Annotated in this window: 7 protein-coding genes; 1 reads left to right on the top strand and 6 read right to left on the bottom strand. The window is 69.9% G+C overall.

The window, feature by feature from the left end; all coding sequences use genetic code 11:
* From HGB44_RS27435 to HGB44_RS27420, 4 genes are all read right to left on the bottom strand, one after another.
* Nucleotides 1-2,449, bottom strand: a 2,449-nt coding sequence (locus HGB44_RS27435) for a non-ribosomal peptide synthetase (protein WP_233458927.1), incomplete at its 3' end; no start/stop codon positions are given.
* A gap of 147 nt (nucleotides 2,450-2,596) precedes the next feature.
* Entirely contained in the window at nucleotides 2,597-2,800 is a 204-nt protein-coding gene (locus tag HGB44_RS27430) for an MbtH family protein (RefSeq protein ID WP_082768611.1), read from the bottom strand.
* A 449-nt stretch (nucleotides 2,801-3,249) separates the two neighbouring features.
* A complete protein-coding gene (locus HGB44_RS27425) occupies nucleotides 3,250-4,077 on the bottom strand; it encodes an ABC transporter permease (protein WP_061083184.1) in 828 nt (275 codons plus the stop codon).
* Nucleotides 4,077-5,105: an ATP-binding cassette domain-containing protein gene (locus tag HGB44_RS27420; protein ID WP_061083185.1), complete on the bottom strand. Its 1,029-nt coding sequence runs from the start codon at nucleotides 5,103-5,105 to the stop codon at nucleotides 4,077-4,079. The genes HGB44_RS27425 and HGB44_RS27420 overlap by 1 nt, the downstream gene beginning before the upstream one ends.
* A gap of 281 nt (nucleotides 5,106-5,386) precedes the next feature.
* On the opposite strand from HGB44_RS27420, the gene HGB44_RS27415 reads away from it, so the two are divergent.
* Complete coding sequence (locus tag HGB44_RS27415) at nucleotides 5,387-5,911, top strand: GNAT family N-acetyltransferase (RefSeq protein ID WP_061083186.1); 525 nt, start codon at nucleotides 5,387-5,389, stop codon at nucleotides 5,909-5,911.
* Nucleotides 5,912-6,001: 90 nt separating this feature from the next.
* On the opposite strand, the gene HGB44_RS27410 is transcribed toward HGB44_RS27415, so the two are convergent.
* Nucleotides 6,002-9,244, bottom strand: a complete 3,243-nt coding sequence (locus HGB44_RS27410) for a BTAD domain-containing putative transcriptional regulator (protein ID WP_061083187.1) — start codon at nucleotides 9,242-9,244, stop codon at nucleotides 6,002-6,004.
* A gap of 47 nt (nucleotides 9,245-9,291) precedes the next feature.
* Nucleotides 9,292-10,866: an AMP-binding protein gene (locus tag HGB44_RS27405; RefSeq protein WP_061083188.1), complete on the bottom strand. Its 1,575-nt coding sequence runs from the start codon at nucleotides 10,864-10,866 to the stop codon at nucleotides 9,292-9,294.
* Nucleotides 10,867-10,886 lie beyond the last annotated feature (20 nt).

Genomic DNA, 10,886 nt, shown 5'->3' with positions numbered 1-10,886 from the left:
ACGGACACGCCACAAACCGCTCAGCCGTCAACCCCGGCTGACCCACATACCCCCGAGCCAACCCCGCACCCGCCACATACAACTCCCCCACCACACCCGGAGGAACCGGCACCAAACCACCATCGAGGACGTAGACCTTGCTGTTCGCGATGGGTCGGCCGACCGCGGGACGTTCCTCCTCGTCGAATGCGCCCACCAGGCAATCGACGGTGAACTCCGTCGGCCCGTACGTGTTGAAGCACTTCATGCCCTCGACGCCGCGCAACGCGTTCCAAAGGTCCGGATCGGTGTTCTCGCCACCGATCCCGAGGATCGCCAAGGAGGTGCCCTTCTCGAAGAAGCCCTGATCGACCATCTGGCGCGCGAACGACGGGGTGGTGTCCATCAGGTCGATGCCGTGCTCGATGGCGTAGTCCCGGAGCGTCGCGATGTCGCGCCGGTCGTCCTCGCCCATGACGTGCAGGGTGTGGCCGTCGACGAGCCAGAGCAGGGGGGTCCAGGACATGTCCCCGTAGAACGAGGACGTGTGCATCCCCGCCAGCCACTCCTTCCCCCGACCGTGTTCCGCGGCGTTGAAGACGTACCTGCGGTGGTTCGCGAAGAGGTTGGCCAGCGATCCGTGCTCGACCATCACTCCCTTGGGAGCTCCGGTCGAGCCCGAGGTGTAGATCAGGTAGGCGGGTTCGGACGGGTCGATCCTCCGCGGACGCCCCGGCGCACGGCGCCCGCTCCGCAGGGCGTCCAGGGAGACGACCGGAACCTCCCGCGGCCCGAACCCGTCGGACCTGTCCGCGGTGACGATCAGGGCCGCGTCGGCCTGCTCGACCTGCCGGGCGATGCGCTCGGCAGGCGACTGCGGGTCCAGGGGCATGTAGACGGCCCCCGATTTCAGCACCCCCAGCAGGGCGGTGACGGAATCGGCGGAACGAGGAAGGGCGACGCCCACGACGTTCCCGGTGCCGGCGCCCCGGTCACGCAGTGCTTCGGCGATCCGGTCGGAGACCTCGTCCAGCTCGGCGAAGGTCAGCCGCTCGCCCTCGAAGACGAGGGCCGGCCGCTGGGGCGTCCGGACGGCCTGCTCGTGGAACAGTTCGGGGAAGCTGACCGCGGGGAACGCTTCCTCCGTCACGTTCCACTCATCGAGCAGCCGTCGCCGGTCGGCCTCGTGGAGGACGTCGACCCGGGGCAGGGGGACGCCCGGATCCGCCAGGACCTGATCGAGCAGGCGGACGAGGGTCCCGAGGATGCTCCGCGCGGTCTCCTCGTCGAACAGGTCGGTGGAGTAGCCCAGTCGGCAGAGGCACCCGTCATCCTCCAGCTCGAACGCGAACTCAAGGTCGAGTTTGACCGAATCGGCCTTCACCGGCTCGTGCACCGTGGTGGCGCCCGTGAGCCGCAGTTCGGGGCTCCCCTGGTCCTCGACCGTCACCATCACCTGGAACAGCGGATTGTGGGAGAGCGCGCGCAGGGGGTTCAGCCTGCCCACCACGGCGTCGAAGGGCACGTCCAGGTTGTTGTACGCCTGGGCGTCGTGTCCGACGACGCGCTGGAGGACCTCCCGGAACCCAGGGGAACCGGACACGTCGACCCGGGACACCCACGTGTTCACGAAGCAGCCGACGACGTCCCGGAGGTCCTCGCCGTCGCGCGCCGACGCCACACCGCCGATCGCGATGTCCTCCCCTGCTCCCAGGCGTGAGAGCGCGCACGCCACCGCCGCGCGCAGCCCCGTCGAGAGCGTTCCCCCGGCGTCGGCGGCCAGCGCGCGCAGGCCCTTGAGCACGCGTCCGGGCAGGGGGAGGTCGATCCACGCGCCCTCGCCGCTGACCTTCACCGGGCGCGGCCGGTCCGCCGGCAGCGGAACCTCCTCGCGCAGACCGTTGAGCTGCTTCGCCCAGAAGGCCAGCTGGTCGCTCATACGGCTGAAGGGGTCCTCCTCCGAACCGACGGCGACGCGCTGGCGTTCGACGAAGTCCGAGTAGGTCGACGGCAGGTCCGTCCACACCGGGGCGTGACCGCGGCGGCGGGCCGCGTAGGCCGTGGAGAGGTCGCGTGCCAGCGGCCCCAGCGAATCCGTGTCGCCCGCGATGTGGTGCAGCACGATCAGCAGGCCGGACTCGCCGCCGCCGAGGTCGAACAGGCGCACCCGGATCCCCGCCTCCTCTTCGAGGCTGAAGCCGCGTTCGGATTCGGCGGAGACCGCGTCGTCCAGCTCTCCGACCGAGCAGGGGATCCTCGCGAAGTCCGGAGCGCAGTCCGCCGCCGCGACGATATGCCGCACCGGACCGCCGCCCGAAAGCGGATAGACGGTGCGCAGCGACTCGTGACGCAGGGCGACGTCCCTGACGGCGAGCTCCAACGACTCCACGGACACTTCTCCGGCGACACGGAAAAGCAGTGGAATATTGTAGGCACCCGATTCGCGGCCGACAGTGTTATTGAACCACATTCCCTGCTGGTACAAACCGATTCTACTCATGGACTTGCCCTCCTGGTCGACCCCACAGGCCGTAGGCGAATCGTCGAAACCGCGCATGGCGAGGATGCCGTTCGAGCAAGGCGTTACCAGTTCCGCGCACCCCAGCCGATCGGACCGTCATTCATTCACACGACTCCGGGAAGGCCGCATCTCTACCCATGTCCGATCAATGTATGCAATGCATTCCGAGCGCGCGGAGTCGTCGAGTTCCACCTCCCATCCTTTCGGCACGTCTGCGAATGCCGGCCACAACGAACGTTGACCACGGCCGTTCAACAACACCTTGAAGCGTCCATCGTCATCGTCGAAAGGGTTGGCCATGACACCACCTCACCCTGGAAGGATCTGCAAATCGACCGGCGGGCCGACGAGATCGGACCCGCGACGAGCACAGTAGTTTTGTCGATTCTACTGAGCAGCCGAACCCTAGGGAAGTGAGGCGACCACGAGTCTGCCTCTTTCGAGGATCGGCCACGATCGAAACGAATTCCAGTGAGACGGGGGCGGAATCACCGGCGCTATCCGCCGAACACGCCTAAATAGGTGAGGGCGGGCGGCTGTGCGCCGCCCGCCCTGCTACCGGCCGCCCAGGCGCGGCGGCCGCGGAACCCTCCGACCTGACGCGGTCGGCTCACCGTGCGCCCGCCGTCTGTCCTGCCAGCGGGACACACGCCCGCCGGAACGGCGATCGACGACAGCTGGTGGGGACGGTCGTACGGGGGCCGCCGCGCCCGCGGTGCGCCGGCTGGAACCGGCTCGCCCCGCGGGGCTCACCGCTCGGGCTTGCGGAAGCGCGCCACCGCCACCGGCACGAAGACCGCCAGAATCAGCAGCGACCACCCGATGGTCGCTATGACCGGGTTCTGTAGCGGCCAGCTGGCGTCCGCCGCGGTGTCCACCGGGTTGCCGAACAGCTCCCGGCAAGCGGTGATCAGGGAGCTGAGCGGGTTCCACTCGGCGATCGTGCGCAGTACGGGAGGCATGCCCTCGGTCGGCACGAACGCGTTCGAGAGGACCGCCAGCGGCAGCACCAGCCGCACCACGATCGAAGCGGTGGCGGGGGTGACGTAGAGCCCGACCACCACCCCGACCCAGCGCATCGCGTATCCCAGGAGGATCACCAGGCCGAACGCGGCCAACGCGGACGCGAGGCCCTCGTGCGCCCTCCAGCCCACGATGACACCCACACCCACCATGACGACGAGGGCGGGAAGCGAGACGAGCATGTCCGCGGTCGTCCGGCCGAGGGGAACGGCGATCCGGGACATGGGCATGGAGCGGAACCGGTCCATGACCCCGCGTTCGACGTCCCTGGCGACCTCCTCGGTCGTCGTCGTCACCCCGAAGAAGACGGTGACCGCGAAGAGGGCGGGCATCAGGAACTCGCGGTAGTCACCGCCTCCGGGCACGCTGATCGCGCTGCCGAACACGTAGCCGAACAGGACCACGAAGAGGACGGAGAAGACGACCTCGCCCAGCAACAGGACGGGTTGGTGCCGCAGGTGCCTCAGCTCGCGCATGGTGATGGCCATGCCATCGACGAGTACCGACTGCCTGCGCCGTTCGGCCTCGTGCGCCACACCTTTCAATGTGCTCATCATGCACCCCTGTTCCCGGTCCTGAAGTTGAACGTGTCCTGGATGACCTGCTTGTCCGCCGACCCCTTCTTGTCCTCCAGCCTGCGCCGCGACTCCGTGAGTTCGGAGAAGGCGTCGTCCAGAGTCGGTCGGCGCAGCACGATGTCATCCGCGGCCACGCTCCGGGAGTCGAGCTCGCGGACCACCGTTGCCAGCGCGGCGATCCCGTTCCGGACGGGGATGGTGATCTTCCGTTCGTCCTCCTTGATGAGTACGGCGCCGTTCGCCACGCCGCCTATCGCCGAAGCCGTGTCGTGAAGGTCCTCGAACTCCGGGACGACGATCTCCAGCCGCTCTCCCCCGGCCCAGTCCTTCAACTCCTCCGGGGTTCCTTCGGCGATCACCCTTCCGGACTCCAGCACCACGATCTGGTCAGCGAGCTGGTCCGCTTCGTCGAGATACTGCGTGGTCATCAACACGGTCGTTCCCTCGACCGCCAGCGTGCGGACCATTCCCCAGATCTCCCGGCGGCTCTTCGGGTCGAGCCCGGTCGTCGGTTCGTCCAGGAAGAGCACCTTGGGCGAGACGAGCAGACTGGCCGCGAGGTCGAGCCTTCTGCGCATCCCTCCCGAATACGTCTTGACGACGCGGTCCGCCGCGTACTCCAGGTCGAACCTCCGCAGCAGGTCCTCGGTGCTCGCCCTCGCGTCGGTCCTGTCCAGGCCGTAGAGGCGGGAGAACATCATCAGGTTCTCCCGTGCGGTCAGCCGCTCGTCCAGGGCGGCGTACTGGCCGACGAGGCCGATCCGGGACCTGACCTGCTGAGCCTGCTTGGACACGTCGTATCCGGCGACCCGGACGTCGCCCTCGTCGTAGCGCATGAGAGTGGTGAGCACTCGTACCAGAGTCGTCTTCCCGGAACCGTTCGGCCCCAGGACGCCGACGATGCTGCCGGACGCGACCGAGAGGTCGACGCCGTCGAGTGCCGTCGTCCTCCCGTAGCGTTTGACCAGGCCGTTGACGCTGATCGCGGGTGTTTCTGTATTCATGCTCCGAGTCTCGCGGCGACCCCTTCCAACGCGATCACAGAGCGCTTGTACGCCCGGACGGGGATGTGATCGGCCCGAGCGGGCACGGCGGGCCGCCCGCCCCGCGCGAGGACACGGGTTCACGCGAGCCCACCGGATCCGCGGCTCGGGGAATGGCACTTCACGGAAATACTCGAAATTCCACTCCGATTACCGGACGTAGTTCCAAGCCGATGGTGCATATGCTAAGTTCATACGCGTTAACGACACAAAGGGAGTAGACCGTGAATATATTCCCCCACATGAAATCACGCCGGATCACGCTGCAACCCAAATCGACGGCGCCGACCGCCGAGGACTACAACCTGATCCTGAAGCTCGGGCTGGACAGCACGTCGAACTTCGAGTCCTTCTCGGCCGCGATGCAGAAGAAATCGATCGACGCGAATTTCTCGATCAGGTTGAACGGCGACGACTCCGCAGCCGGATTCAGCATGCTCCTCGACCTCGACCAGGACGCGGGGCACGTCCACACCGCCGTGTACATCGACCCGGCCGCGGCGCGGCAGGGAATCGGTGCCGACGCCACACTCCTGACGGTCAACTACGCGTTCGCGATGTGGAATATCAGGAAAGTCTACTTCGAGACCACGGACGCGAGCAGCGGAGATTTCGGCGCCATGCTGGAGAAGCCGCCCGAGGCGACGCTGAACGACTACATCTTCTTTCGCGGGAGACTGTGGGACCTGAAGGTCTACGCGCTGACCCGCGACGAGTGGGAGAAGGAACTCTACGACTACGTCAGGAAACTGGCGCCGCAGGACTGACGCCGACGCGCTGCGCGCCCCGGACCGGTCCGACCCGCGGGGCGGGCGGGCCCCGCGTCCCCGTGGCGACGCTCCCCCGTGTGATCCGGCTCAGACCGGCTCCTCGGCCCGGATCGCGGACAGGGCCTCCGCGAAGTCCGCGGACGCGGCGGCGGCGAACTCCTCCTCGAAACGGCGGGCGCCGAGCAGCGCTCGCCCCTGGTCGGCGGCGTGGGCGGCCTCGGGGCTTCCCTTGTCCGGTCCGCCTCGCGCGGCTTCCGCCGCGCCCAGCATGCGCACCGCCCGCTGCGGGCACTCCCGGGCGAGGGCGAGGACGGCCATCGCTTCGGCGACCGCGGCCGCCATCATCCGGTCCTGCCCGGCCGCGGCGATCTCCGCGGCCGACCGCAGCCGCTCCTCCGCCTCCCGGTGGTCGCCGCCGGCCGCGGCCAGGCGCCCGAGGGCGATGGACGGATGCAGCCAGCTCGGCTGGAGGCGTCCCGCCCGGCTCACCGCACGGTCCGCCGCGCGGAGAAGGTGGGCCCGGCCCTCCTCCTGGGAGCCGGTGCCGAGGGCGATCTCTCCGTGGACGCGGTCGACCAGGCAGGCCAGGTTGTCGTCGTGCGGGCTCCGCTCGTCCATCAGCGTCCGGACCCGGCGGAGGTCCTCCTGCGCCGCCGACGCGTTGCCGAGGCGCATGTACTCCAGGGACCTCAGCACGAGCGTGAGCCCGACCCGGTCATGGGCGCCGAGCTCCTCGTAGTAGAGGAGAGCCCTGGTCAGAAGCGAGAGCGCGACGCCCGCCTCTCCCGCGAGGCTGTAGCCCTTTCCCGCTCCGGCGGCGGCGTTGGCCGCGTTCCACCTGTCACCGAGTGCCTCGAACTCGGCGAGTGCGCAGTCGTAGGAGGGGACCGCCGCCGGAAAGCCCTCGCTTTCCGAGAGCACCGAACCGATGAGGAAATGCGCCATCGCGGCCCACCACGGGTCGGTGTGGCGGGTGAGCGCGACGAGGGGGCCGAGCGGCGGCCGGGTCCTCGCCCCCTGCGCCCACAGGGGCGGTACGGAGTCCACGATGAGGGTGAGCAGGTCGCCGACCGGAAGGCCGCGCACCGCTTCCTTCGCGGCGTCGGCCGCCTGACGGGCCCCTTCCCGGTCCCCGCCGGAGCTGCGGAGGAGCGAGGTGTACAGGAGCGCGGTGGCGCGGCTCTCGACGAAGGCACCACCCGCCCCGTCGCCGACCGGAAGGGACAGCGCCTCGTCCAGCTGGGCCAGGCCTTCGGCGTGGTTGCCGGTGAGGATCCAGAACCATCCCTGTGCGGCCACCAGTCCCACCGCGGTCTCCGTGTCCTCGGTCTCGACCGCCCAGCGCAGGGCCGCGGCGAGGTTGCCGTGCTCCCGCTGGAGCCGACGGATCCAGTCCACCTGGTCCGCACTGCGCAGCGCCGGCTCCGCCCGGTCCGCCAGCGCACGGAAACTGCGCATGTGCGCCTGGCGCAACCGGTCCAGCTCCCCCGACTCGTTCAGCACGTCCAGCGCGAAGGCGCGGAGCGTGTCGAGCATGCCGTACCGGGGCGGTGCTCCCGTCTCCTCCAGGGTGTGGACGAACGACTTGTCCACGAGGGAGTCGAGAAGCTCGGGGATCTCGTCCGGGTCCAGCCCCGCGCCCGCGCACACCTCGACCACGGAGTCCAGTACGGCCCCCGAGGGGAACACCGAGAGGCGCCGGGCGAGCGTCTGCTCGTCCGGGTGGAGCAGGTCCCAGCCCCATTCCACGACGGCGAGAAGCGTCCGGTGCCGCGGCAGGGCGATACGGCTCCCCCCGGTCAGCAGGCGGAACCGGTCGTTGAGCCGCGGGGCGACCTCCTCCACCGGCAGTGCGCGGGCGCGGGCTCCGGCGAGTTCGATGGCCAGCGGCAGCCCGTCCAGTCTGCGGCAGATCTGGAGGACCGCGGGCAGGTTGGCCTCCGTGGGTTCGAAGCCCGGCCGCACCGCCTTCACGCGTTCGAGGAACAGTCGGACCGACGAGTAGGACAGCGCCTCGGGGAGTCCCACGTCGCTTCGCGGCACCGGGAGCGGCTGCACCGGCCACAGCGCCTCGCCCGTGATGGCCAGCAGTTCGCGGCTGGTGACCAGGATCCGCAGTTTCGCACACCGGCCCAGCAGCGTTTCGGCCAGATGGGCGCACGCTTCGACGAGGTGCTCGCAGTCGTCGAGGAGGAGCAGGACACGCCGTTCCGCGAGCTTCTCGGCGAGGTGCTCCGCGGTGTCGTGCCGATCGGGCAGGGGGTCGGAGAACGGTTCGCGCACCAGCGGCTCCGACGTCCGGCCGACCACGGCCGCGATCTGCCGCGGCAGGGCGGCCGGATCGCTGACACCGGCCAGTTCGACCCTCCACACCCCGTCCGGATAGTCGTCGAGCACGCTCCGGGCGACCTCCGCGGCCAACCTGCTCTTGCCGACCCCTCCAGGACCGACCAACGTGACCAGGCGGGAATCGCGCAGCAGCCGCACGACCTGCTCCGTGTCCTCCTCCCGGCCGACGATGCCGGTGATCGGCGCCATCAGGTTGCTGCGCGGCCGCGGCCTCGCCTTCGCGGGGCGAACGGGCGACGCCCCCGGACGCTCGCGGAGGATCTCCTCGTGCATCCGGCGCAGGCCGAGGGCCGGAGACACCCCCAGCTCCTCGTCGAGCCGTATGCGGACCCGTTCGAAGAGCGCCAGGGCCTCGGCCGGCCGGCCCGCGTCACGCAGCGCACGCATCCGCAGCTCGCTGAGCCGCTCATGCGGCGGGTCGTGCTCCGCCTCGGCCGCGATCACCGCCAGCGCCTCCTCCGGCTCGCCGATCGCGATCCGGGCTTCGGCGAGGTCCTCGACCGCCCGCAGGCGCAGACCGCTGAGCCTGGCCGCCTCCGCCTCGAACACCTCGCCGGAGAACTCCGAGTACGGACCGGCCCTCCAGAGCCCCAGCGCCAGGGTCAACCGGTCGACGGCGTCGCGGTGGTCCCCCCGGGCGCCGGCGGTGACCCCGCGGCGGACGAGGCGCTCGAAGACGGCGTGGTCCACCTCCTCCCCCGAGAGCCTCAGGCGGTAGCCGGAGGACTGCGACTCCAGGCGGACCGAACGGTCCGGGAACAGCGCCTTGCGGAGCCGGAAGACCAGCGACTGCAAAGCGTTGACCGGGTTCGCCGGAAGGTTCTCCCCCCACACGGCCTCCAGCAGGGACTCGACGGGGACGGCGCGTTCCGGCGCCAGCGCGAGCCGCGCCAGCAGGGTGCGAAGCCGCGCGCCGACGAGGGTGACGGGAGCACCGCTGTCATCACGAATCTCCAATGGACCCAGCACGGCGATCCACATGACGTCGGCTCAGTCCTCCCTCGATCCGGAGAGCGGGCGGCGCCCGGTCAGCCTCTGGTCCGGCTGACAGCGCGGGCGCAGGCGCCGCGGTCCACTTTACCGTTGCCGTTGAGCGGCAGCCGATCCACGCGCACGAGCCGCCGGGGCAGCATGTAGTCCGGCAGGTAAACGCTCATCTGCTCCAGGAGCTCCTGCGGGGGCGCTCCCTCCCCGGTGTACACGGCGGCCAGATGGACGTCGATGGGGTCGTCGGCGACCGGGACCACGACGGCCTCCCGGACCGCCGGGTGCCGGCGCAGCACCGCTTCGGCCTCCTGGAGCTCCAGGCGGCGTCCGCGGACCTTGACCTGGTGGTCGAGCCTGCCGCGGTGGACGAGTTCGGCCCCCTCGTAGGACACCCGGTCCCCGGTGCGGTACCAGGAGTCACTCGGCGGCCGGCGGTCGTCCTCCTCCGCGCCGGCGCGGTCGCCGTCGGCGTGCCAGAAGCGGCCCGCGTTGTCCCTCGGGTCGATGTACCCGTCGAAGCGCTGCGGACCGCGGACGCACAGTTCACCGTCGTCCGCACGCTGTCCGCGCTCGTCCATGACCGCGGTTTCCATATGCGGATACGGGGTGCCGATGGGCACCGTCCCGTTGGCCGTCTCCGGCCAGGCGGAGCGCTCCCGCGGCAGCCGGTACGCCGTGACCGTCACCGTGAGCTCCGTCGGACCGTAGAGGTTCTCGACCCGGCTCCCGGGTGCGGCCGCGGACCAGACGTGCGCCTGCTCCAGGGTGAGCTGCTCTCCCGCGAAGAGGCTCCACCGCAGACCGTTCATCGCGCCGCGGCGCAGGGTTCCCAGCTCCTGGCAGATCGAGATGACCGACGGGACCGAATACCAGTGCGTGACGCGCGTGCGGTTGACGAAGGAGACGGGGTCGTAGAGGTCGTCCCTGTCCGGAACCACCACGGCGGCTCCGCTCCCCCACGCCACGAACAGGTCGAAGACCGACGGGTCGAACGTGAGGTCGAACGTCTGCGAGAAGCGGGCCCCCGGCCCCGCTCCGTAGCGCGCGATGTTGTGTTCCAGGAACTCGTCCAAGCGCGCGTTCGCGATCGGGACTCCTTTCGGCCGCCCCGTCGACCCCGAGGTGAACAGGCAGTAGGCGAGGTCCCGGGGGCCTCCCGGGCGAGCGCCGGCACCGACTTCCGCGCTTTCCACCGCACGCGCGCACACGGACCGGACCTCGTCGCCGTCGACCTCGACCACCGGGACCCCGGCATCCTCCAGGAACGCCGCCCCTTCGCCCGCGCCCCGGTCGACGACGACGGCCTCCAGGGACGCCGCCCGCGCGATCGCGCGGAACCGTTCACGGGGGAGGTCGGAGCCGATCGGGACGACGGCGGCTCCCATCCTCAGGATCGCCAGGTACCCCGCGTAGGTCGCGACATCGCGCGAGGCGAGCAAGCCCACGCGCGCGGGAACCCTGCCCCCCAGAAGCCGGACGATGAGACCGGAGACATGCGCGGCGGCACCGTCCAGCCGGGCATACGAGATCTCCTCCCCACCGATCGCGAGCGCGGGGAGGTCGGGGTGCTTGCGGGCGGACTCCACGAACCATCCATACAAACCGTCACGACTCATCCTGGACCCTCAACCGTTTC

It is taken from the genome of Nocardiopsis alborubida (assembly GCF_012396365.1).
GTDB classification, from domain to species: domain Bacteria; phylum Actinomycetota; class Actinomycetes; order Streptosporangiales; family Streptosporangiaceae; genus Nocardiopsis; species Nocardiopsis alborubida.
This window is presented reverse-complemented; position numbering and strand designations above follow the sequence as displayed.

What these genes read in the sequence shown, in the direction of transcription:
- HGB44_RS27430 (WP_082768611.1), bottom strand. Translation starts at nt 2,800, where the DNA reads ATGGCCAACCCTTTCGACGATGACGATGGACGCTTCAAGGTGTTGTTG.
- HGB44_RS27425 (WP_061083184.1), bottom strand. Translation starts at nt 4,077, where the DNA reads ATGAGCACATTGAAAGGTGTGGCGCACGAGGCCGAACGGCGCAGGCAG.
- HGB44_RS27420 (WP_061083185.1), bottom strand. Translation starts at nt 5,105, where the DNA reads ATGAATACAGAAACACCCGCGATCAGCGTCAACGGCCTGGTCAAACGC.
- HGB44_RS27415 (WP_061083186.1), top strand. Translation starts at nt 5,387, where the DNA reads ATGAAATCACGCCGGATCACGCTGCAACCCAAATCGACGGCGCCGACC.
- HGB44_RS27410 (WP_061083187.1), bottom strand. Translation starts at nt 9,244, where the DNA reads ATGTGGATCGCCGTGCTGGGTCCATTGGAGATTCGTGATGACAGCGGT.
- HGB44_RS27405 (WP_061083188.1), bottom strand. Translation starts at nt 10,866, where the DNA reads ATGAGTCGTGACGGTTTGTATGGATGGTTCGTGGAGTCCGCCCGCAAG.